At 72.9% G+C, this 22,824-nt stretch carries 19 protein-coding genes and 2 pseudogenes; 3 read left to right on the top strand and 18 right to left on the bottom strand.

Translation table 11 applies throughout. From position 1 onward, the window contains the following. Positions 1-39: 39 nt before the first annotated feature. The 3 genes from AC2CHE_RS21300 to ald form a co-directional block, all read right to left on the bottom strand. Complete coding sequence (locus AC2CHE_RS21300; protein WP_484506635.1) at positions 40-963, bottom strand: ParA family protein; 924 nt, start codon at positions 961-963, stop codon at positions 40-42. A 276-nt stretch (positions 964-1,239) separates the two neighbouring features. Continuing rightward, entirely contained in the window at positions 1,240-2,241 is a 1,002-nt protein-coding gene (locus tag AC2CHE_RS21295) for a site-specific tyrosine recombinase XerD (protein ID WP_484506645.1), read from the bottom strand. Next, positions 2,238-3,353, bottom strand: coding sequence for an alanine dehydrogenase (gene ald / locus AC2CHE_RS21290; protein ID WP_484506634.1), 1,116 nt, complete (start codon positions 3,351-3,353; stop codon positions 2,238-2,240). The genes AC2CHE_RS21295 and ald overlap by 4 nt, the downstream gene beginning before the upstream one ends. A 159-nt stretch (positions 3,354-3,512) precedes the next feature. Between ald and AC2CHE_RS21285 the strand changes: the two genes are divergently transcribed. Then, positions 3,513-3,902, top strand: coding sequence for a TM2 domain-containing protein (locus AC2CHE_RS21285; protein ID WP_484506644.1), 390 nt, complete (start codon positions 3,513-3,515; stop codon positions 3,900-3,902). A gap of 111 nt (positions 3,903-4,013) precedes the next feature. Here the strand turns inward: AC2CHE_RS21285 and AC2CHE_RS21280 are convergent, their stop codons facing one another. The 13 genes and pseudogenes from AC2CHE_RS21280 to AC2CHE_RS21220 form a co-directional block, all read right to left on the bottom strand. Continuing rightward, positions 4,014-4,619: an NUDIX domain-containing protein gene (locus AC2CHE_RS21280; RefSeq protein ID WP_484506633.1), complete on the bottom strand. Its 606-nt coding sequence runs from the start codon at positions 4,617-4,619 to the stop codon at positions 4,014-4,016. Between the two features lie 46 nt (positions 4,620-4,665). Next, positions 4,666-6,405, bottom strand: coding sequence for a CTP synthase (gene pyrG, locus AC2CHE_RS21275; RefSeq protein ID WP_484506632.1), 1,740 nt, complete (start codon positions 6,403-6,405; stop codon positions 4,666-4,668). 135 nt (positions 6,406-6,540) lie between these two features. After that, positions 6,541-8,807 (bottom strand): annotated as a pseudogene (locus tag AC2CHE_RS21270) (hypothetical protein). Further along, a complete protein-coding gene (locus AC2CHE_RS21265) occupies positions 8,807-9,931 on the bottom strand; it encodes a glycosyltransferase family 4 protein (protein WP_484506631.1) in 1,125 nt (374 codons plus the stop codon). The pseudogene AC2CHE_RS21270 and the gene AC2CHE_RS21265 overlap by 1 nt, the downstream one beginning before the upstream one ends. A 103-nt stretch (positions 9,932-10,034) precedes the next feature. Further along, the gene (murJ, locus tag AC2CHE_RS21260; protein ID WP_484506630.1) at positions 10,035-11,669 is read right to left on the bottom strand and encodes a murein biosynthesis integral membrane protein MurJ; all 1,635 of its coding nucleotides are present in this window, start codon (positions 11,667-11,669) and stop codon (positions 10,035-10,037) included. Position 11,670: 1 nt separating this feature from the next. Next, the gene (locus tag AC2CHE_RS21255; RefSeq protein WP_484506643.1) at positions 11,671-12,537 is read right to left on the bottom strand and encodes a hypothetical protein; all 867 of its coding nucleotides are present in this window, start codon (positions 12,535-12,537) and stop codon (positions 11,671-11,673) included. 172 nt (positions 12,538-12,709) lie between these two features. Next, entirely contained in the window at positions 12,710-13,651 is a 942-nt protein-coding gene (locus AC2CHE_RS21250; protein ID WP_484506629.1) for a copper transporter, read from the bottom strand. A 27-nt stretch (positions 13,652-13,678) separates the two neighbouring features. After that, the gene (gene steA / locus AC2CHE_RS21245; protein WP_484506628.1) at positions 13,679-14,857 is read right to left on the bottom strand and encodes a putative cytokinetic ring protein SteA; all 1,179 of its coding nucleotides are present in this window, start codon (positions 14,855-14,857) and stop codon (positions 13,679-13,681) included. A gap of 104 nt (positions 14,858-14,961) precedes the next feature. Beyond that, positions 14,962-16,734 carry a DNA repair protein RecN gene (recN, locus tag AC2CHE_RS21240; RefSeq protein WP_484506627.1) on the bottom strand — a complete coding sequence of 591 codons (1,773 nt, stop codon included), beginning with the start codon at positions 16,732-16,734 and terminating at the stop codon, positions 14,962-14,964. 57 nt (positions 16,735-16,791) lie between these two features. After that, positions 16,792-17,676: an NAD kinase gene (locus AC2CHE_RS21235; RefSeq protein ID WP_484506626.1), complete on the bottom strand. Its 885-nt coding sequence runs from the start codon at positions 17,674-17,676 to the stop codon at positions 16,792-16,794. A 182-nt stretch (positions 17,677-17,858) separates the two neighbouring features. Continuing rightward, a complete protein-coding gene (locus tag AC2CHE_RS21230; RefSeq protein WP_484506625.1) occupies positions 17,859-18,719 on the bottom strand; it encodes a TlyA family RNA methyltransferase in 861 nt (286 codons plus the stop codon). Positions 18,720-18,735: 16 nt separating this feature from the next. Continuing rightward, positions 18,736-18,933: a hypothetical protein gene (locus AC2CHE_RS21225; RefSeq protein WP_484506624.1), complete on the bottom strand. Its 198-nt coding sequence runs from the start codon at positions 18,931-18,933 to the stop codon at positions 18,736-18,738. After that, positions 18,930-19,502 carry a phasin family protein gene (locus tag AC2CHE_RS21220; protein WP_484506623.1) on the bottom strand — a complete coding sequence of 191 codons (573 nt, stop codon included), beginning with the start codon at positions 19,500-19,502 and terminating at the stop codon, positions 18,930-18,932. The genes AC2CHE_RS21225 and AC2CHE_RS21220 overlap by 4 nt, the downstream gene beginning before the upstream one ends. A gap of 110 nt (positions 19,503-19,612) precedes the next feature. Between AC2CHE_RS21220 and AC2CHE_RS21215 the strand changes: the two genes are divergently transcribed. Next, positions 19,613-19,951, top strand: coding sequence for an SCP2 sterol-binding domain-containing protein (locus tag AC2CHE_RS21215; RefSeq protein ID WP_484506622.1), 339 nt, complete (start codon positions 19,613-19,615; stop codon positions 19,949-19,951). Between the two features lie 5 nt (positions 19,952-19,956). Here the strand turns inward: AC2CHE_RS21215 and AC2CHE_RS21210 are convergent, their stop codons facing one another. Both AC2CHE_RS21210 and AC2CHE_RS21205 read right to left on the bottom strand, forming a co-directional pair. Then, on the bottom strand, positions 19,957-20,970 hold the full coding sequence (locus tag AC2CHE_RS21210; protein WP_484506621.1) for an HAD-IIA family hydrolase: 1,014 nt from the start codon (positions 20,968-20,970) through the stop codon (positions 19,957-19,959). Next, positions 20,967-21,947 (bottom strand): tetratricopeptide repeat protein, encoded by a 981-nt coding sequence (locus AC2CHE_RS21205; protein WP_484506620.1) that lies wholly within the window; start codon positions 21,945-21,947, stop codon positions 20,967-20,969. Before AC2CHE_RS21205 ends, AC2CHE_RS21210 begins: the two co-directional genes overlap by 4 nt. Between AC2CHE_RS21205 and AC2CHE_RS21200 the strand changes: the two are divergent. Beyond that, a pseudogene (locus AC2CHE_RS21200) lies at positions 21,891-22,824 on the top strand (hypothetical protein); the annotation flags it as partial. The gene AC2CHE_RS21205 and the pseudogene AC2CHE_RS21200 sit on opposite strands and share 57 nt — an antisense overlap.

Genomic DNA, 22,824 nt, shown 5'->3' with positions numbered 1-22,824 from the left:
ACGGTAGTCCACGGTCGGGACACCTCGGTTCAGCGCCTCCTACCGCTCGGCCTGCGCGGCGATCACCTCGCGGGCCAGCTGACGGTAGTTGCGGGCCCCCGAGGAAGCCGGGTCGAGCGTGGTGATGGGTGAGCCGGCGACGGTGGACTCGGGAAACTTCACGGTCTTGGTGATCACCGTCTGGTAGACCTTGTCGCCGAACGCCTCGACCACCCGTTGCAGCACCTGCCGACAGTGTGTGGTGCGGCTGTCGTACATGGTGGCGAGAATGCCCTCGAGCTCCAGGTCGAAGTTGAGCCGCTCACGCACCTTGTCGATGGTGTCCAGCAGCAGCGCCACGCCGCGCAGGCTGAAGAACTCGCACTCCAGCGGGATCAGCACGCCGTGCGCGACGGTCAACGCGTTGATCGCCAGCAGACCGAGTGACGGCTGGCAGTCGATCAGGATGTAGTCGTACTCCTTGCGGATGCTCTTGAGCACCCGGGCCAGCGCCATCTCGCGGGCGACCTCGTTGACCAGCTGGATCTCGGCGGCGGAGAGGTCGATGTTGGCCGGCAGCAGGTGCAGCCCGGCCACGTCGGTCTTGATGAGCACGTCGTCGGCGGTGACGTCGTCCTGCATGAGCAGGTTGTAGACCGACAGGTCCAGGTTGTGCGGGTTGACGCCCAGCCCGACGGAGAGGGCACCCTGCGGGTCGAAGTCGACCAGCAGCACCTTGCGGCCGTACTCGGCCAGCGCGGCGCCGAGGTTGATGGTCGTGGTGGTCTTGCCGACCCCACCCTTCTGGTTGGCCATCGCGACGATGCGGGCCGGCCCGTGCCGATCGGTGGGCATGGGCTCCGGGATCGGTTTGCGCATGGTGTAGGCGGCCGGGTCCGCCGGGCCCAGGTCCGAGCCGAGGGCGTTCTGCTGCTCGCGGAGCTCCGTCGTCCAGGTCTCGGCACGGTCACCGTTGCCAGCCATGTCCTCGTTGCCCCCTCCCGACGACCGTGCGGCGTCGGATCCGACCGACGTCCTTCGCGGTGCCGCTGCGCACCCCGGTCCACTCGCCGCGAGGGCCGCGCCATGCCGACTGTACGCCACCGGCGAGCAGGGCGTTCGGCACCCGCTCGGCGTGTCGGCCGGCGGCACCGGCCACCGGCAGGTCAGGCCGTCAGCACGCGACCGGCACCGGCGGATCGGGTCGGCGACCGCACCATCGTTCACCGTCAGCGCAGGTACGCAGAGCGGCGCCGACGGTCAGTTCAGCGCTCGGGGATGTGCGGTGGCGTAGACCTCGCGCAACCTGTCGACGGTGACCAGTGTGTAGACCTGGGTGGTGGTGACCGAGGCGTGGCCGAGCAGTTCCTGCACCACCCGGACGTCGGCACCGCCGTCGAGCAGGTGGGTGGCGTACGAGTGACGCAACGTGTGCGGCGAGATGGCCTTGGGGCCCTCGGTGGTCAGCCCGGCCCGTTCGGCGGCGCGGCGCAGGATGGTCCAGGCGCCCTGACGGGTCAGCGGGCCGCCCCGGGCGTTGAGGAAGATCGCCGGGGTGCCCCGACCGGCGGCGGCCAGCCCTGGCCGGGCGCGCACCAGGTAGGCACCGAGCGCCCGCAACGCGTACCCACCGATCGGCACCAGACGGATCCGGCCGCCCTTGCCACGCAGCGCCGTCACCCCGTCGTCGAGATCCACGTCGTCCACGGCGGCGCCGACGGCCTCGGAGATCCGTGCTCCGGTGCCGTACAGGAACTCCAGCAGCGCCCGGTCACGCAGCGCCAACGGCGCGGTGTCCCCCGCCGCGTCGGCCGGTCCGGCGGTCTCCAGCAGGGCGACCACGTCGTCGACCGGCAGCGCCCGGGGCAGCCGCCGGGGCGAAGCGGGTGGGCGCACGTCGCGGCTCGGGTCGACGCCGGCCAGTCCCTCGCGCAACGCGAACCGGTGCAGTCCGCGTACCGCGCTGGCGGCACGGGCGGCCGAGGAGACCGCGAGGGGCGGGTGCCCGTCGGCGCCGGAGCGTAGCCGGGCCAGGTAGCGTTCGATCTCCCCGGCGGAGACGGCCGACAGGTCGGTCACCCCGGCGGTGGTCAGCGACCCGAGGTAACGGTCCAGGTCCCGGCGGTACGAGGCGAGCGTGTTCGCGGCCAGTCCACGCTCGACGGTGAGGTGGTCCAGGTAGCCGCGGACGGCACGGCGCAGGGCCGGCGCGGGCTGCTCGCCCCCGCCGGCCTCGTCCGGGGTCGGTCGCTGGTCGGTCAGCCCAGCACCTCGGTCAACGGCAGGGTGGGCAGGCCGTGCGCCTCGGCGACCGGTCCGTAGACGACCTGTCCGTCGTGGGTGTTCAGGCCCAGCGCCAGCGCCGAATCGTGGCGTGCGGCCTCCCGCCAGCCGTGGTTGGCCAGTTCGAGGGCGTACGGGAGGGTGACGTTGGTCAGCGCGTAGGTGCTGGTGTTCGGCACCGCGCCGGGCATGTTCGCCACGCAGTAGAAGATCGACTCGTGTACCCGGTAGACCGGATCGGCGTGGGTGGTGGGCCGCGAGTCCTCGAAACAGCCACCTTGATCGATGGCGATGTCGACGAGCACGCTGCCCGGCTTCATCCGGGACACCAACTCGTTGGAGATCAGCTTCGGTGCCTTCGCACCGGGCACCAGCACCGCGCCGATGACCAGGTCCGCGTCCAGCACCGCCCGCTCGATCTCGTACGCGTTGGAGGCGACGGTCTGCAGGTGCCCCCGGTAGATGGCGTCGGCCTGGCGCAACCGGCCGACGTTCTTGTCCAGCAGCAGCACCTCCGACTGCAGGCCCAGGGCGATCGCGGCCGCGTTCATGCCGGAGACACCGGCGCCGATGACCACGGTCTTGGCCGCGTACACACCGGAGACGCCGCCGGGCAGCACCCCCCGGCCACCGCCGGTACGCATCAGATGGAACGCGCCGACCTGCGGGGCGAGCCGTCCGGCCACCTCGGACATCGGGGCGAGCAGCGGCAGCGACCGGTCCGGCAGCTCGACGGTCTCGTAGGCGATGCCGGTCACCTTCCGGTCGAGCAGCGCCTGGGTGCAGTCCCGGGAGGCAGCCAGGTGCAGGTAGGTGAAGAGCACCTGTCCTTCGCGCATCCGGTGGTACTCCTCGGCGACCGGCTCCTTGACCTTCAGCACCAGCTCGGCGGCCGCCCAGACCTCGTCGGCGCTCGCCAGGATCTTGGCGCCGGCGGCGGCGAACTCCTCGTCGGTGATGCTCGACCCGAGCCCGGCGCCGGCCTCGACGAAGACCTGGTGACCGCCGCGGGTGAACTCGTTGACGCCGGCCGGCGTGATAGCCACCCGGTACTCGTGGTTCTTGACCTCGCGTGGGATGCCGACCTTCACGATGCTGACACCTCTCTTCGGGGCACGTCCACCCCGGCTGCACGGCGCCGTGGCGGCCCCATTGCCGCCCGGTCGACCGGTCCCGCCGGCGGCAGTCTAGGCGTGACCGCCCGCCACCGGAGCCTGCACTGTGACACCTACTCGCCGTGGCCGTTGACGATGTGTCAGGTGTGGATACCCACGCCGGCGGTGGACGTCACATCAGCCGTCAGGACAGTCTTCGGCACCGTCGTCCCATCTGGTGCACACCGGTACGGACAGCGCTTTAGTGGATCACTATTGTGTCGCCTCATGACCACTCCTCCAATGCAGCCCGGGTACCCCCAGGGCGTTTCTGACAAGAGCAAGGTCGTCGCGGGCGTCCTGCAGATCGTGCTGGGCGGCTTCGGCGTCGGCCGCTTCTACATGGGCGACACCAAGACGGGCGTCATTCAGCTGATCGTCACCCTCGTGACCTGCGGCATCGGCAGCATCTGGGGCCTTGTCGACGGCATCCTGATCCTGGTGAACGGCGGTGTAGACGCCCAGGGCCGGCCGCTGCGCGACTGACCCACCGAACCACGCGGGGGGGGGGCGGGGCCCCCCCCCCCCCCCGCGTCGTGTGCCAAGAAGACCGCGCCGGAGCGAGCCCGCGCGGTGCGGGCTGCGTCGCGGAACCGGTCAGCGGGGCAACGGGGCGTCCGCCCGGCGCAACCCCGACCAGCCGGCGTCGCGGGCGCGGGCGGCGGCGAGCAGCCCGGCCACGCACGGGCCGTTGCTGATCTCCCCCGCCAGCACCATGCCGACCGCCTCGTCCAGGTCGATCCGGACGATCTGCAGGTCGGCCTCCTCGTCGTGGCGGTCGTGTCGCTGCTCCACGGGCACCTCGCCGAGGTCCCGGGCCAGGAAGACCCGGACCAGCTCGTCGGTGAACCCGGGCGAGCTGTGCACGTCGACCAGCACGTCGAGCCGGCCGGCGGTGAGGTCGACCTCCTCGGCCAGCTCCCGCGTCGCCGTCACGGCCGGATCCTCACCGGCGACGTCGGTCAACCCGGCCGGCAACTCCCACAACCGCCGGCCCACCGGCTGACGGTACTGCCGGATCAACACCACCTGACCGGCGTCGTCCAGCGCCACCACCGCCACCGCGCCGACGTGTCGGACGAGGTCACGCGCCGCGGTGCCACCGCCGGGCATGGTGACCTCCTCGGTGACCACCTCGAAGATCCGGCCGCGGTAGCGCAGCTCGCGCGAGCGCACCTCGTAGCGGTGCTCGACGGCGCTCACGCCACCACCTCGATACTGCGCCCCATGGCTCGCCCACTCCGCTCGCTCACGAGGCCGAGGCCGCCCTCGTCGCGGCGCCGTTGCGGGTCGCCCGCTCGGCGGTGGCCCCGTCCAGATCGACCGGGAGCTGGTCGGCGTGCGAGTACGTCACCGCGGCGTCGACGAAGGCGGCGAACAGCGGGTGCGGCCGGGTGGGGCGGCTCTTGAGTTCCGGATGCGCCTGGGTGGCCACGAAGAACGGGTGCAGATCGCGGTCCAGCTCGACGAACTCGACCAGCCGACCGTCCGGCGAGGTGCCCGAGATGTGCAGTCCGGCCTTGGCGAGCTGGTCGCGGTAGGCGTTGTTCACCTCGTACCGGTGCCGATGCCGTTCGCTGACCTCGGTGCTGCCGTACGCCTCGGCGACGATCGACCCCTCGGTGAGCGTCGCCGGGTACGCGCCCAGCCGCATGGTGCCGCCCAGGTCGCCCCTGCCGGCGACGATGTCCTGCTGATCGGCCATGGTGGCGATGACCGGGTGTACCGCCTCGGCGTCGAACTCCAGGGAGTTGGCGCCGTCCAGACCGGCCAGGTGCCGGGCCACCTCGATGGTCATGCACTGCAGGCCCAGGCAGAGCCCGAGCAGCGGAATGCCGTTCTCCCGGGCGTACCGGGCGGTGCCGATCTTGCCCTCGATGCCCCGGACGCCGAACCCGCCGGGAATGACGATGCCGTCGACCCCGGCCAGGGCTGCCGCCGCACCGGTCGGGGTGACGCAGTCGTCGCTGGGCACCCACCGCAGCTGCACCCGGGCCCGGTGGCCGAAGCCGGCCGCCCGGATCGCCTCGCTGACCGACAGGTACGCGTCGGGCAGGTCGACGTACTTGCCGACCAACGCGACGGTGATGGTGTGCCGGGGCTGGTGCACCCGCTCCAGCAGGTCGTCCCAGCCCTCCCAGTGCACGTCCCGGAAGGAGAGGTTCAGCCGGCGCACCACGTACGCGTCGAGCCCTTCCCGGTGCAGCACCTTCGGGATGTCGTAGATGCTGGGCGCGTCCGGCGCGGCGATCACCGCCTCGGCGTCGACGTCGCAGTAGAGGGAGAGCTTGTGCTGGAGCTTCTCCGGGATGTCCCGGTCGGAACGGCAGACGATGGCGTCGGGCTGGATACCGATGCTGCGTAGCTGGGCCACCGAGTGCTGGGTGGGCTTCGTCTTCAGCTCCCCGGAGGGGGCGAGGTAGGGCACCAGCGAGACGTGCAGATAGAAACAGTTGTCGCGGCCCAGGTCGTGGCGTACCTGCCGGATCGCCTCCAGGAACGGCAGCGACTCGATGTCACCGACCGTGCCGCCGACCTCGGTGATCACCACGTCCGGGGTGCGGCCGTCGTCGTCCGGGTCGGCCATGGCCAGGATCCGGGACTTTATCTCGTTGGTGATGTGCGGGATCACCTGGACCGTGTCGCCCAGGTACTCACCGCGCCGCTCCTTGGCGATCACCTCGGAGTAGATCTGGCCGGTGGTGACGTTGGCCTTGCCGGACAACGCCCGGTCCAGGAAACGCTCGTAGTGGCCGACGTCGAGATCCGTCTCGGCGCCGTCCTCGGTCACGAAGACCTCACCGTGCTGGAACGGGTTCATCGTGCCCGGGTCGACGTTGAGGTACGGGTCGAGCTTCTGCATCACCACGCGAAGCCCCCGCGCGGTCAGCAGGTTGCCGAGACTGGAGGCGGTGAGCCCCTTACCCAGCGAGGAGGCGACGCCTCCGGTGACGAATATGTGCCTGGTCGTCCGTGCTGAAGGGGCCAAGGCCTGCTCCCGTGTCGTCCGTCGCGGTCGTGCAGACCGCCGAGCCGATCAGCGAAGTGATCACGCGATCCACGGGATTCCACGGTAACACCTCCGCAACTGCCGGCCGGTGCCGCACCCGGTACGGCAGCCGAGTCACTCGGTCGCGACCTCGGCCGACGAGAGTGCGCCCGGCCCACCGCCGGACGGGCCGCCGCCGTCAGACGGGCCACCATCCGACGGACCGCTGCCGGAGGGCCCAGGGCCGGCCGGACGGTCCACCCCCGGCCGGGTCCGGTCCGCCGAGTGGTCGAGCACCCGCAGCGCCGACAACGCCGCCAACGGCACCACCACGGCTGCCGCGGCCCCGGCCACGTCCAACGCCGCAGCGCCCAGCAGCCCGCCGATCACCGCCGCCACCGCGGTGCCCGCCATCGCCGCCCGGATCGCCGGGTAGATGCCGAACAGCCGCATGAGCCCACCCCAGGGTTGCAGCAGCGCGAACCAGACCAGCAACACGCCGGCCAGCGCCAGCACCGTCAGCGGACTGTTGACCAGCGTATCGAAGCTGGCGGCACTGGACCGCTGCACGGTCAGCCCGCCGGTACCGTCGCCGAGCGCGGCCAGGAACCGGCCGAGACTGCCCCGCTCCGCCGGGGCCCGCCCCAGATCCACGATCGCGAACCCGACCGTCACGGCCAACCCGGCCATGGCCGCCCAGGCGAGCCGGGTCAGCGTCAGCCAGCCACCCGCGCTGATCGCCGCCGCCACGCTCACCCCAGCGGTCAGGGCGATCGCGCCGATCGAGTCGGCCCCCAGGTACGCGCTGCCGACGGTCACCACGGCGGCCCCACCCACGATCACCATGACGGTCGGGCGCCAGCCACGGCGTACCCGCTGGGCGAGCCAGCCGGCGGTGAGCAGGGCGGCGGCGGCGAACACGCCGAGGCCGACGGTACCGAGGCCGGCGTAGCGGCCACCCTCCAGCGCGGAGTAGCCCACCACCCCGTTGAGCTGCAACCGGGCACCGGTGACGACGTCCAGGCCGACAGCCAGCATGGTCAGTCCGGCCACCGCACCGAGCGGACCCAGGGTGGTCCGGTAGCCGGGGGTGAGCCGAACCAGCAACGTCGCGGCGGCCAGCAACACGGCGGTCAGCCCGGCGAACGAGGCCGCCGGATGCGCGAAACGCCACCACGGCGCGGCCTCCGCGACCAGCGCCGCCGGTATCGCGAGCGCGGCGGCGACCAGCAGCACCTCCACGGTCGCCACCACCGGACGCGGAACCGGTTTCGGTCCGTACGGCCCGGCGTGTCGACGGGCCCGGCGCAGCAGCGGCAGCACCGCCACCGCGAGCGCCACCTGGACGGCGGCCAACAGGATGAAGAACCCGCCGGCCACCTTCCGCTGCGCGGCGGCCTCCCGGTCCGCGTCCGCCGGCTCGGCGATCGCGGCGGACAGATCGGCTGGCCGGCCGTCGACCGACTCGGCCGGCCGGCCGAGGAACGGCCGGTCCGGCATCGGGCGTCCCAGGGCGGCCAGGGCGGTCGGGGCCAGGTCGATCAGTTGCAGATAGCCGCGGCGATCCGTGCTGGGCGAGGTCAGCCAACCCCCCTCCCAGCCCGGCCCGTGGGTGACGGCAACGTGCAGCCGGGACGGCGACTGAGTGTCGGAGATCCCGGCGACGATCACCAGCGATCGCGGCGGCCGGCCGTCGAGGACCCGGGCCAGTTGCGGGGGGGCGGGGCCCGCCGCCCCCCCCCCGCCCCCCCGCCCCCGCCCCCCCCCCCCCCCCCCGCCCGCACCGTCGGGTCGTCGCCCTCCACCGTGCCGAGATCGACGATGCTGAGCACGCAGGAGCCGAGCAGCCCGGCGGGATCCGCCGGCAGTGACGGCGCGTACCGGTCGACCCGGCCGAACGGTCGAGCGGCGGCCACCGCCGCGCCCGGTCCGACCGCCACCGAACAGCGCACCGATTCCGACAGCGCACCGGGTACCGTGCCCCACGGCAGCCGCTGCTGGTTGTGCAGGGCGACGCTCTCCTGATCCGGCAGGTTCGCGCCGATGCCGTCCGGCTGCTCCACCGTCACGTCGACGGGCGGACACTGCCCGTCCCCGCCGCGGTTGCCGGGCCAGGCGGCGAAGCTGCCCGCGCCGAGGGTCAACCAGCCGTCCACGGGACAGGTGGGCCGGTGTGCGGAACGCACCGACAGCGACCCGATCGAGCCTTCGCGGGCCAGCCGCCACAGCGTCGGCGTACGCTCCGCGTCCACGTCGTCCCAGCGCAGACCGGCCACGCCGACGAGGACCACGTAGTCGGCGCTCTGCCGGGCCGGCGGGCTCTGCGGGCGGGCGGCCAACGCGGTGACCCCGAGCGCCACCACCACCAGGGTGAGCAGAATCGGAGCGATACGGCGCAGCATCACCGGCGTCCCGTCGACGGTGCGCCGGTGTCCGGCGTTGCCGGCCCGGCCGGACCGGGCGCCAGCTCGGCGTAGAGCGCGAGCAGTTGGGTACGGGTCTGTGCCTCCGTCGGCCAGGTCAGCGCCCGCGCCGCGCCGCGCCGCGCCAACTCGGCTCGGCCGGCCTCGTCGTCGAGCAGACCACGCACCGCCGCGTCGACCGCGTCCACGTCACCTGGCGACACCAGCACCGCCGCGTCACCGACCAGCTCCGGCAGCCCTCCCACCGCGGTCGCCACCAGCGGTACGCCGGCCCGCAGCGCCTCCTGCGCGAACAGCTGACGGGCCTCCCAGTCGCTGGTGACCACCGCCAGGTCGGCGCCGGTGAGCAGGTCCGCCACATCGGTGCGGTGCCCGAGCAGGGTGACCGGTGCACGGGCGGCGCTGATCCGGGCCGCCAGCGGCAGGTAGGCCGGTCCGCTGCCGGCGATCACGACAACCGGCGGCGGGACGCGCTCCCGCCATCGGGCGGCGGCGTCCACCAGTACGTCGTACCGCTTCTGCGGATGCAGCCGGCCCACCGACAGGACCAACGGTTGGTCGGCGGCGACCGCGAACTCGGCCCGCACGGCCACCCGTCGACGGCGCGGCGCGGACAGTTCCGGAGCGGCGACCGGGGCGAGCCGGGCATCCCCCGCGCCCAACGCGACGGCCCGCGCCACCAGGTCGCCCGAGGCGCCGAGGGTCACCCGGGCGCCCCGCGCCACGATCCGCTCCACCAGCCGGGACAGGGCACCGCGTACCCCGCCGGCCAGCACCGCGTTGTGCCAGGTGACCACGAGCGGCGCCGCCGGCCGGGCCAGCACCGCCACCAGCCCGGCGCGCAGCCCGTGCGCGTGCACCACGCTGTACTGCTCGGCGGCGAGCAGGCGACGCAGCACCCCGACCGCCCGGGCGTCGGCCGGCGTGGGACTCGCCGGAATCTCCACCGGACGGAACTGGGCGCCGACGGCCACGAAGTCGAACTGGTCCTGGGTCGCCGCCGGCCCGCAGACCAACACGGGCTGCCCGGCCGCAGCCAGCCCCCGCGCCACCGACCGGACATGCTGACCCACCCCGCCGGTGCTGGAAGCCAACAGCAGCATCACCGTCCGCGGCTGGCCCGAAACAGCTCCCGACCCGTTCGTCGCGCTCACCGGACCAACACTCCGTTCGCGACTGCGGGGCTCGCAAGCTCACTCCTCGCGCTCACCGGACCGACTCCTCCTTCCGGTCACCTGGCCGGGCCCGGCGCAGGCGTCGACTTAGGCCGGTCAGCAGTGGCCGCAGGTCCCGCCGGTCGACCAGCCACACCACGGCGAGGAACACGACAGCGACCAGAACTCCGGACAGCATGCCCTGCATCAGCGCCGTCCACCGCGCCGGGGGGTCGTCCCCGGCGCCCAGCAGGCGCAGCATCGCCACCGCCGCGACGGCGGCCGTACCACCGGCCAGCAGACCGGAAGCGCCGGCCCGCCCGGCGCCGGCCAACGCCTCCCGCCCGGCCGACCGGGCGACGGCGACCAGCAGCAGCGCGCCGAGCAGCAGCATTCCCGCCGAGTTCGCCAACGCCACCGCCAGCACCCGGTCGGCCACCGGGAGCAGCGCCGACAGCGGAAGCAACACCAGCGGCACCGCCAGCCAACCGGCGGTGATGGTGGCGGTCGCCGCCCGCGTCGCGCCCCGGGCGTACAACGCGCGGGACAGCACCGCGAACAGCCCGTACCCGAGCAGCCCGGGCGCGTAACCGGCGATCGCGGCGGCGGTCGCGTCGCTGTCGAGCGGGAAGAACCGGCCGATCGGGCCGGCCGCGCCGACCAGCACCGCGGCACCGAGGAAGCTGCACAGCAGCACCCCGCGCAGGGTCGCCGACAGCACCCTCCGGTAGGTGTGCTCGTCCGCGCCGGCCGCCGTGGCCAGGGTCGGGTAAGCGGCGGTGGCCAGCGGCACCGCCAGCACCGCCCAGGGCAGCAGGTAGAACGTCTGTGCCAGGTTGAACACCTGGAACGCCTCGGTCCGGCCGCTGGAGAGCCGGTAGAGGATCACCGCCAGCGCGACCTGTTGGGCGGTGACCGTCACCACGCCGGCCACCGCCAGCCCGCGTACCCGGGCCCGGGCGTCGGCCGGGAACGCGTACCCGGGGCGCAGCGTCAACCGCAGCCGACGCAGCGGGATCAGCAGTGACAGCGACAGCACCACCACACCGAGGGTGGTACCGACCGACAGGATCAACTCACCGCCGCGGCCGGCCTGCGCCACGCTGGCTCCCGTACCAGCCGCCCCGGCGAAGACCAGGTAGACGACGACCACCGTGAGGCTGGACAGCAGCGGCGCGATCACCGGCCAGGCGAACCGCCGGTGCGCCTGGAGCACGCCGGTGAGCACGATGCCGATGCCGTACAGCGGCAGTTGTGGCGCGAAGACCCGCAGCATCCGGGCGCCGGCCGCCAGTTCCTCCGGTGATCGACTGTCGCCGAGCGCGGTGATGATCGGCCCAGCGCCCAGAGCCACCAGCACCGCCAGCGGCACGAGCAGCGTCACGGTCCAGGTCAGCAGGGCGCCGGTGGTGGCCACGACCGCCCGCCGGTCCCCCGCCGCGACCGCTCCGGCGAGCAGCGGTACGACCAGGCTGGCCAACGCCCCGCCCGCGACGATCTCGAAGATGATGTTCGGAATGGTGTTCGCCAGGACGTACATCGCGCCCAGGTCGCTGTCCTGCACCACCCAGGTGAACACGGCGGTACGTCCGAACCCGGCCAGCCTGCTGACGACGGTGAGTACGGCGATGAGGGCGGCCGCTCCGGCCAACCGGCCGGTGCCGGCGAGGGGGGCCGGTCTGGTCACGTCAGTCGGCGCGTCGGCCCAGCGCGTCGAGTTCACGCAGCCCCGGCGTGCTCGCGATGACCTTCGTGAAGCTCACCTTCTCGCTGGCGGCGGTGAGCCCGGCGAGGACGGCGAGCAGCCCGGCCCGGCCGACCGGGCCGGTACGGGCGGCCAGCGCCACCCCGAGCACCGCGCCGAGGGCGTTCGCGCCGCTGTCACCGAGCATCACCTCCTCGGCCAGGTCCGCGGGGAGCAGCCCGGCGGCGGCACCGGCCGCGCCCGAGGCGATCCCCCCGTGCCGGCCACCGCTCAGTGGCGCACCGAGCAGCAGACCCGACTTCAGTGCCCGTCCGGGACGCAGGTCGAGCAGGTTGACCAGGTTCGCCGTGCCGGCCACCACCCCCGCGCCGAGCAGTACGTCGACGCCTCGTCCCCAGGTGCCCTGCCGGTGCCGACGACGATGCCCGGCCACGCCCGGGTCGGCGGCGAGCAGGGCGGCCGCCCCCAGACCGGCCGCACCCACCCCAATGATCTTGACAAGGCCGGCGGTGACCCGGCCCTGCCGCAACGCGGCCAGGTGCCCGGCGAAACCCTTTGCCGCCTTCTGCTCCGGACGGGCACCGACAACGTCGTCGTAGAGGCCCACGGCACCGGCGCCGAGCCCGGCCACCAGGGTCGCCGCGCCAGCCGGCACGCTCGCCGCCCCGCAGGCCGCGGCACTTGAGGCTCCCAACGCGAGGGCCGGGCCGGCGGCCAGGGTCACGGTGCGTCCCCGGAAGTTGGTCCGTTCCAGGGCCGGCGCGGGCGGTGCGGTACGGATCTCGCGCAGCGCGTACCGGGCGGCGACCGCCCCGATTCCAGCCACCAGGAGTCGACCGAAGACCGTCACGTTGCCGCCCCGCTCACTCACGCCATCCCCTCCCGCCGGCTGGCGGAGATCGTCGGAACCGGGCGGATGCCCCGTCAGGTCACTGGACCCTTGTCAACCCGCGCCGCTCGGCGCGTACGCGCCTCCGCCGACCCTGCGACGGGTCGGATCGTGCGGCGAGGGTGCGCAGGGTTCACTGGGGCAGTTTAGGCACCAGCGATGCGGCGCTGTCACCGACGCCGAAGTGACCGGCCTTACGCTCGGCCAGCTGCTGCACCAGCGCCAGGGTGGTGACCAGTTGCCCCTGGACCGTGTTGGCGTTGTCGATGGTCGAGATGGTCTGGGCGAGCACCGCGTCGCCCCGGACGAAGGCCACCAGGTTTCCGCCGGCCGATCCGTTACCGGCCACCATGATGCCCCCGGTCCGGTCGAGCTGCTCGGCGATCTTGACCACGGATTCGTCCTTCTTGGCCGAGTCCTTGTCCACGTACGGCTGCCCGCTGACCACCACGACCGCCTCGGCCGGTGCGGTGATCCGGTCCGAGGTGGTCAGGTAGTTGGCGTTGCCGTACGCGGCCAGCACCGCCCGCCGGTCGGCTGCGGTGACCGGCTCCGCCCCGGCGGGCTGGTCCAGCAGCACGGTGGCCAGTAGGGCGCTGGAGGTTTCGACGCCGTGGCCGTTGCCGGGCAGTCCCGCGGTCGGCGCGTCGGTGGGCCGGGCCGCGGTGACCGCCAGTTCGAGCAGGTCGTTGTTGTTCTCCGGGTTGACGAACTTGTCCTGCAGGTCGATCCGCCCGGTGACGTCGGCACCGGCCAGCTGGAGCATGGTGAGCACACCCTCGGCGTGATCCCGACCGGTGGGCAGGCTGAGCACCAGCACCCGCTTGCCGCTGAGCGTGCCCGGCAGCATCACCTGGGCTATCTCGGCGGCGAAGTCCTCCTCAAGCTCCAGTTCCCGCTGCATGTTCTGGACCGCCTGGCGCTGGTGCTGGTTGTCCTTGCGCAGCTCGTTGACGGTCTCCCGGAGCGAGTCCGCCACCGGACCGTTGAGCGCGGCGGTACCGACCACCAGGCCGATCGCCAGGGCGAGGAAGACCGCGGTCAGGGACACCACGTGGTACCGGAAGTTGATCACGCTTGAAGCCTCTTGATCGGTCGGGAGCTAGAAGAGCTGGCCGAGCTGGAACACAAAATTGTCCCACCACTCGGAGACCACGCCCAGGTACGCCTTACCGACGGTGGAGACAGCCACCGCCGAGGCCATGGCGGCGAGTGCCGAAAGGACCAGCAGCAACAGGGACGACCCCGAGATGCTCTGCCGGTACAACCGGCTGACCCCCTTGGCGTCCACCAGCTTGCCACCGACCTTGAGCCGGGTGAGGAACGTCGACGCCATGCCACCGCGCCCCTTGTCGAGGAACTCCACGAGGGTGGCGTGGGTACCCACCGCGACGATCAGCGAGGCACCCTTCTCGTCGGCCAGCAGCATCGCGAGGTCCTCGCTGGTGGCGGCAGCGGGAAAGGTCACCGCCGGTACCCCCAGGCCGTTGACGCGCGGCAGCCCCGGCGCCCGCCCGTCCGGGTACGCGTGCACGATCACCTCGGCGCCGCAGCGCAGCACGTCGTCGCTGACCGAATCCATGTCGCCGATGATCATATCTGGGGTGTAGCCCGCCTCGACCAGGGCGTCGGCACCCCCGTCGACACCGATCAGCACGGGCTTGAACTCCCGGATGTACGGGCGCAGCACGTCCAGGTCGGCCTTGTAGTCGTAGCCCCGGACCACGATGAGACAGTGCCGTCCCTGCACCTCGGTGGCGATCTCGGGCACACCGACGCCGTCGAGCAGCAGGTCCCGTTCCTGCTTGAGGTAGTCCATGGTGTTGGCGGCGAACGCCTCCAACTGCACCGACAGGCCCTCCCGGGCGTCGGTCATCGCCTTGGCCACGCTCTCGGCGTCCTGGAGACTCCCGTGCGCCAACGGATCGTCGTTCAGGTAGACGGTGTTGCCCTCGATGCGCACCGTGTCGCCCTCACGGATCCGCTCGAAGATGCCCTCGCCGAGGTCGTCGAGTAGCGGAATACCCGCCGAGATCAGCACCTCCGGCCCGAGGTTGGGGTAACGGCCGGAAACCGACGGCTTGGCGTTGAGCACCGCGCCGACACCGACCGCGACGAGCGAGTCGGCAGCGACCCGGTCCAGGTCGACATGGTCGATGACCGCTATGTCGCCGGGGCGGAGCCGGCCGACCAGCCGCTTCGTGCGACGGTCGAGGCGGGCGGTGCCGAGGATCTGTCCCGGTTCCGCGTTCCGGGCCCGGCGCAACGTGGGTAGACGCATCGTGACCATCCTGGCATGTGAGGCAGGCGAATCTGTCGCGACATGCCTGAGCAGGTCCGCCTACCCAGGGAAACACACATGGACGAAGGCCGGTGTGCCTCCGCTCACAATCGCGGCCTCAAGGACCGCTGTTCCCTGGCCGCCACGGCCAGGAGTTCCTCGGCGTGAGCGATACCCAGGTCCGAATCCGGTAAACCCGCAAGCATCCGGGCGAGTTCGCGGGCCCGCTCGGTGTCCTCCACCACCCGCACCCCGCTGGTGGTGACCGCCCCGCCGGTGTCCTTGGCCACCACCAGGTGCCGGTCGGCGAAGGCGGCGACCTGGGGCAGGTGGGTCACCACCAGAACCTGGTGGCTGCGGGCCAGCCGGGCCAGCCGCCGGCCGATCTCCACCGCCGCCTGACCGCCCACCCCCGCGTCGACCTCGTCGAAGACCAGCGTCGGCGGGCCGCCGGAGCCGGCGAAGACCACCTCGATGGCGAGCATCACCCGGGACAGCTCACCGCCGGAGGCACCCCGTTGCAGGGGCAGCGACGGCGCACCGGGATGCGCCAACAGCCGCAGCTCGACCTCGTCGCCGCCGTCGGGGCCGACGCCGACGTCGACCCCGTTGACCGGCAACGTCGGCTCGGCCCGCCCGGCGGGTCGGGGCAGCACCGCCACCTCGATCCGGGCGTGTGGCATCGCCAGCCCGGCCAGCTCGACGGTGACCTGGTCGGCGAACTGCGCCGCCGCCTCCTGCCGGGACGCCGACAGCCGGCCGGCCAACTCGGCCACCTCGCCGGCCAGCCGGGACACCTCCCGATCCAGCTCGTCGAGCAGCTCGTCGGAGTTGTCCAGCTCGGACAGTCTGGTCCGGGCCCGCTCCGCCCAGACGATCACACCGTCGACGTCGTCGGCGTACTTGCGGGTCAGCGCGCGCAACGCGGCCCGCCGCTCGTAGAGCGCCTGCAACCGAGCCGGGTCGGCCTCCAGGCCAGCGAGGTATGTGGACAGTTCCACCGAGACGTCGGCGACCAGCGTGGCCGCCTCCTCCAGGCGGGCGGCCAGCTCACCGAGCGCCGGGTCGGTGCCGGTCTGCGCCTCCAGCGTGCGCCGGGCGGTGCCCAGCAGCGTCGAGGCGTCGGGGGTGTCGTCGGTGGCCTCCAAGCCGCCGGCCACGCACTGATGGGCCAGCTGGGCCGCGGTACGCAGACCCTCCGCGTGCTCCAATCGCTGCGTCTCCGCCTTCAGCTCGTCGTCCTCACCCGGCTGCGGATCCACCCGGGTGATCTCGTCGAGGCCCAACCGGAGCAGGTCGGTCTCCTGATGGCGTTCCCGCGCGTTGCGACGCCGGTCGGCCAGGTCGTCGACCACCCGACGCCACCGGGTGAACGCGTCCCGCGTCGCGTCGAGCAGCTTCTCGTGCTCGGGGCCGGCGAACCGGTCCAGCGCGGCCCGCTGTTCGGCCGGGCGCAGCAGCCGCAGCTGGTCGGACTGGCCGTGCACGGCGACCACCTGCTCGCCGACCTCGCCGAGCATCGACACCGGCATGCCGCGGCCGCCCAGATGGGCCCGGGACCGCCCCTCCACCGTGACCGTGCGGCTCAGCAGCACGCAGCCGTCCTCGTCGGGCTCACCTCCGGCGTCGGTGATCCGGGCGTGCACCGTCTCCGCCACCCGACCACCGAGACGCAGCCGGCCCTCGACCACGGCGCGGCCGGGTTCGGCGCGCACCCGGCCGGCGTCGGCCCGGCCACCGAAGAGCAGGCCGAGCCCCGTCACCACCATCGTCTTACCGGCACCGGTCTCGCCGGTGATGACGTTCATGCCGCCGGTCAGCGGCAACGTTGTGTCCTCGATGACGCCCAGTCCGGTGATGCGTAGCTCCTCCAGCACAGCAACCGACAGTAGACGCGTGGCCCGACACTTGACCAGCCGGCGCGGCCGCTGGTCTCAACGGCGGTTGCCCCGCCAGCCGTGCACCGGAAGGTCGAACTTGGCCACCAGGCGCGCGGTGAACGACCGGTCCCGCAGCCGGACGACCCGTACCGGCAGAGTGCCCCGTCGCACCGTGACCCGGGCGCCCGGCGGCAGGTCGTAGACCCGTCGCCCGTCGCAGCAGAGCACCGCCAGGGTGGTGAACGGGTCGACGGTGATCGTCATGGTGGAGGTGGGGGCCGTCACCAGCGGCCGGCTGAACAACGCGTGCGCGCTGATCGGCACCAGCAGCAACGCCTCCACCTCGGGCCAGACGACCGGCCCGCCGCCGGAGAAGGCGTACGCCGTGGAACCGGTGGGCGTGGCACATACCACGCCGTCGCAGCCGTACCGGGACAGCGGCCGCCCGTCGACATCGACGAGAAGTTCCAGCATCTGGGCCCGCTCGCCCTTCTCGACGCTTATCTCGTTGAGGGCCCACGACTCGATGGTCGGCCCACCGTCGAACTCCGCCATCACATCGAGGGTGAGCCGCTCGTCGACGCTGTAGTTGCGGCTGACCACGTCACGGACCGCCACGTCCAGATCGCCGATCTCCGCCTCGGCGAGAAAGCCGACCTTGCCGAGGTTGATGCCGAGCAGCGGCACCTTCGCCGGCCGGGCCAGCTCCGCGGCGCGCAGGAACGTGCCGTCCCCACCGAGCGCGAAAACGATCTCTGCGCCCTCGGCCGCCTCCGGCCCGGTCACCGGCACCACGCCCGGCAGGTCGAGATCCTCGGCTTCCTCGGCCACCACCCGCACCTCGAACCCGGCCGCAATCAGGTCCGCAGCGACCGTACGGGCATGCTCGGTGCTGCGCCGGCGCCCGGTGTGCGTCACCAACAGGGCCGTGCGGGTCACCGCGACGACCGCCCGGGAACACCGCGCTGGTGGTTCACGCGCCGAGACCAGCTCACGCCGCCGCCACGCTGCTGCGCCAAATGGTTCGCTCACTCCGCTCGCTCACGCCGCCGCCCCGCTCCGCGCGCCGGCGGCGCGAGCCGCCACGCTGCTGCGCCAAATGGTTCGCTCACTCCGCTCGCTCACGTGGCCACCTCCTCCGTCACCTCGTCCGGCCCGTCGCCGGACGGCACCGGGCCGCCTGGCCCGGCCGCCACCACGGCCCGCACCCGGTGCGGGTCGGCCGGTGGCGCGTCCCGGCGTAACCATACGAAGAACTCGACGTTGCCGCTCGGCCCCGGCAGCGGGCTGGCCGCGAGATCCGCCAGCCCCAACCGCAGCGTCGCGGCTGCCGTGGCGACGTCCAGCACCGCCTGCGCCCGAAGTTCCGGATCGCGGACCACCCCACCGGCGCCGACCCGCTCCCGGCCCACCTCGAACTGCGGTTTGACCATCAGCGCGAGGTCACCGTCGGCCCGGGTGCAGGCCGCCAGGGCGGGCAGCACCAACCGTAACGAGATGAACGACAGGTCGGCGACGGTCAGGTCGACCGGGCCGCCGATCGTCTCGGGGACCAGGGTCCGGACGTTCGTACGTTCGAAGACCCGTACCCGGGCATCGTTTCTCAGCGACCAGGCCAGCTGGCCGTACCCGACGTCCACCGCGACCACCTCGGCGGCGTCGGCGCGCAGCAGCACGTCGGTGAAGCCGCCGGTGGACGCGCCGGCGTCCAGGCAGCGCCGACCACGCACCACCAGCCCGGCAGGGGCGAACGCGGCGAGCGCGCCGGCCAACTTGTGCCCGCCCCGGGATACGTACTCGGAGGTGGGATCGGCGCCGCCGACCAGCAACGGATCCGCAGGGTCGACCATCGCGGCGGCCTTGCGGGCCGGCACCCCACGCAGCTGCACGCGGCCAGCCTCCACCAACGCCACCGCCTGCTCGCGGGAGCGGGCCAGGCCGCGACGGACGAGTTCGGCGTCCAATCGGTTACGCCGTGCCATGGATGGACGCGCCTCCTCAGGCCTGGTCGATGGTGGCCAGCGTCTCCCGCAACGTCTGGTACGCGGCCTCGTACTCAGCGATCTGGTCGGCGGGTCCGAGCGTCGCGGCGTTGGCGATCGCCTGCACCGCAGCGTCCACCGCCGGGTGCCCGTCGTCCGGACCGTCCGCACCGGTCCAGCGCTGCGGCGGCGGACCGGGACGCGGCGCGGTCACTCGGCACGGTCCGGGCGCGGCGGTGCGGCCTTGGTCGGTCGCGGCACCGGTTCACCATCGGCGGTACGCACAACCGTTCCCGATGCCTTCTTGGCCACGGTCTTCTTGGCCACCGCCTTCTTGGCCACGGTCTTCTTGGCCACCGCCTTCTTGGCTACGGCTTTCGTCGGTGGGGCTGCGGCAGCGGTCGATGGCGTGCCGACGGAGGGGGTCCCGACGGATTCGGCGGTCGCCACCATGCCCGGCGCGGTGCCGCTGGTCGGCGTACCGGAAGCGGCCCGGAGCTGGCGCTCCAACTCACGCACCCGGCGGTCCAGTTCGGCGACCTCCTCGGCGGCGGCCAGGCCAACCGCGCCGAGCGCCCGCTCGACCTCGAACCGCACCAGCTTGGTCAGGGCCTCACGGTTGGCCGCGCCGGTCGACCGCAACTCCTCCGCGAGGGTCTGTAGCTGGGCGGCCGTCGCGCCGGTCGACCCCATCGCCCGGCGCACCGCGTCCTGTGCTTTCTTCCGGGGCGCCTCCGTCAGGCCCATGGCCAGTTCGAGGTAGGCGCGCCACGCGTCCTGCATGCCTGAGTCCTTTCGCCCGGCGGCTGTGCAGGTGTCACGCTACCGGGCCGTTGGCACTGTCCTGTGCGGTACGGTGCCGGGAGACGACGTGGTGTGCGAGGAGGCGATTGGTGGCCACGGTGGACGAGTGTCGGCAGGCGTTGCAGGATCTGGCCGCCCGGCTCGAGCGCAACGCGGAGACCGTACGCGATCGCGTGGACCTGGATCGCACCCTGGCCTGCCGGATCACTGATCTGGAGACTGCCTTTCACGGTCGGCTCACCGGCGGCAGGCTGGTGGAGCTCGCCGACGGCGACGATCCGAAGGCGAAGATCGCGATGAGCACCACCAGCGACGACCTGCTGGCCCTGGTACGCGGCGATCTCGACGTCACTCGCGCCATCGCCAACCGCCGTGTGTCGATCAAGGCGAACCCGTTTGACCTGATGAAGCTGCGCAAGCTGCTCTGACCAGGTCAGGACGCCAAACGGAGCTGCTCCAGCGCCTGCACCGCCTGCGGGGACGCCGGCCGGACCGGGCCGGACAGGTGACTGCGCCAAGCCGCCGCGCACAGCGCGGCGAGCGCGTCCAGCACACGCCCCGACCCTGACAGATGCCAGTCGTCGGCGCTGGTGGTCACCTGCCAGCCGCCCTGGTCGGTGTCCGACGCCGGCACCCGCACCACGCCGTCGGGGTCGAAGAGGCCGGTCAGGTCCCAGGAGACGTACGTCGGCCGTCGCTCCGCGGGCGCGGCGAGCAGCTCGGCGGCGTCGCTGACACCGGTGAGGACCAGCAGGCTGTCCAGACCGGCCCGGTTCGCCCCCTCGATGTCGGTGTCCAGCCGGTCACCGACGACCACCGTACGACCGCTGTCCGCCCGCCGGGCGGCGGTGGCGAACAGCTCCGGTGCCGGCTTACCGACGATCTCGTCCGGTTCCCGGCCGAGCGCGGTGGCCAACGCTGCCACCAGTGCGCCGTTGCCCGGCAACGGCCCGCGCCCGCTGGGCAGCGTACGGTCGGTGTTCGTGGCCACCCAGGTCGCGCCGCCCCGTACCGCCACCGCCGCCTCGGCCAGATCGGCCCAACCCACCTGCGGGCCGTACCCCTGGACGACCGCGACCGGGGCCTCGTCAGCCGTGGAGACCGGTTTGAGCCCGGCCTCGCTGATCTCGGCCCGGAGCGCCTCGGCGCCCACCACGAGCACCGGCGAGCCGGCCGGCAGCCGCTCACCCAGCAGTCGGGCGGCGGCGGCGGCGCTGGTGAGCACCTCCTCCGGCCGCGCCGGCACACCCATTCCGGTGAGCAGGTCGGCCACGTCGGCGGCGCGGCGCGAGGCGTTGTTCGTCGCGTACGCGACGGCTCGGCCCTCACCGTGCAGCCGGGCGACCGTCTCGACCGCGCCGGGGATCGGCTGGTCGATCAGGTAGACCACCCCGTCCAGGTCGAAGACGACCAGGGCGTAACCGTCCACCAGCCGGTCCGCGCTCATCGCTGCCGCGCCTCCGGCTCCTCGGTCCCGTCCGCCTCGCGACGGTCAGCACCAGGTTCAGCGGAGTCCGGGATGGTCCCGGGGGCGGCCGCCGCGCCCGGTGCCCCGTCGCCGTCCGCGTTCCGCTCATCGTCAGCGCCCGGCGGGTCGGCCGCCAGGTCCTCGGCGGCCGTGGAGTCCGCGACGACCGCCGCCTCGGCCTCCGGCTCGTCGGACGCGAGGTCGTCCCCGGCCGGGTCATGCTGGTCGCTGTCCACGGTGCTGGTCGACGAGCCGGCGCCCGGCTGGGCCGGCACCGCGCCAGCGGCACCCGGACCAGCGACCAGTTCCTCGGTCACCTCGTCCTCGTCGTCACCCTCGATGACCACCCCGTCGAGTTCGAGCAGCCGCTCGGCCGCGTCGGTCTCGGCCTCGGTGTCCACCTCCGCCGCGCGGGAGAACCACTCCCGCGCCTCGGCCCGCCGCCCCACGGCAAGCAGCGCGTCGGCGTACGCGTAGCGCAGTCGTGCCGTCCACGGCTGCACCACGTCGGTGGTCAGCTCGGGTACCTGGAGCATCGCCACGGCAGCGTCCCGCTGCCCGAGGTCGCCCCGCGCACCGGCGGCCACGATCAGCAGTTCGATCGCCACGGCCGGATCCAGCTTCTCCTGGTCGGCTCCCCGGAACAGGTCAATGGCCCGCTCGGGACGGCCCAGCGCCCGCTCGCTGTCCGCGATCACCGCAAGGTGGCTCTGCGCGCCGCTCATCCGGTGATACGTCCGCAGCTCGGCGATGGCCGACTGCCACTCCCCGGCGTGGTACGCGGCCAGGCCGACAGCTTCTCGGACCGCGGAGATCCGCGACGCGAGCCGGCGAGCGGCCAATGCGTGCGCAAGCGCCTCGGTCGGATCCTCGTCGATCAGCTGCCCGGTCGCTACGAGATGCCGGGCAACGGTCTCCGCGACCGGCTTCGCCAGCGACAGCAGTTCGGCGCGCACGTCCTTGTCCAGGTCGGTCGCGACGATCTCGTCAGGAATTGCCGGCGCCTGCGTACGCCCGTCCTCTGTCGAGCCGGGTCCGGCGCGGTCCTCACCCCGCCCGAAGCGACGCTCACCATCCCGGTCGTCCCGGAATCCGCCGCCACGGCGCTCGCCGCCACGGTCATCCGCCCCGCGACGGAAGCCGCCCTCCCGGCGCTCACCGAAGCCGCCCGCTCCGTGCGCGTTGTCCCGATCCCGGAACCCGCCCTCACGACGGTCACCGCCCCGGAACCCGCCCTCACGACGGTCACCGCCCCGGAACCCGCCCTCACGACGGTCACCGCCGGAGCTGTCGCGATCGCGGCGGTCGCGGAACCCTCCGTCCCGACGCTCACCGTCCCGGAAGCCACCCTCACGACGGTCACCGCCCCGGAAACCGCCCTCGCGACGCTCACCGTCCCGGAAGCCACCCTCACGACGGTCACCGCCCCGGAAGCCGCCCTCGCGACGCTCACCGTCCCGGAAGCCGCCGCGACGTTCATCGTTGCGACGCTCACCTCGGAAGCCGCTGTCCCGCCGTGCCTCGTCGCGGTATCCGCCCCGCTCGCCCTCGTGCCGACGGAAGCCACCCTCACGACGGTCACCGCCCGAGCTGCCACGGTCGCGGAACCCACCGTCCCGACGCTCGCCGTCCCGGAAACCACCGTCCCGACGCTCGCCGCCACGGAAGCCGCCGCCACGATGTTCTCCGTCGCGGAAGCCGCCCTCACGGCGGTCACCGCCACGGAAGCCGCCCTCGCGACGCTCACCGTCCCGGAAGCCGCCGCGACGTTCATCGTTGCGACGCTCACCTCGGAAGCCGCTGTCCCGCCGTGCCTCGTCGCGGTATCCGCCC

This window comes from Micromonospora sp. ATLC16, assembly GCF_057196645.1.
This window is presented reverse-complemented; position numbering and strand designations above follow the sequence as displayed.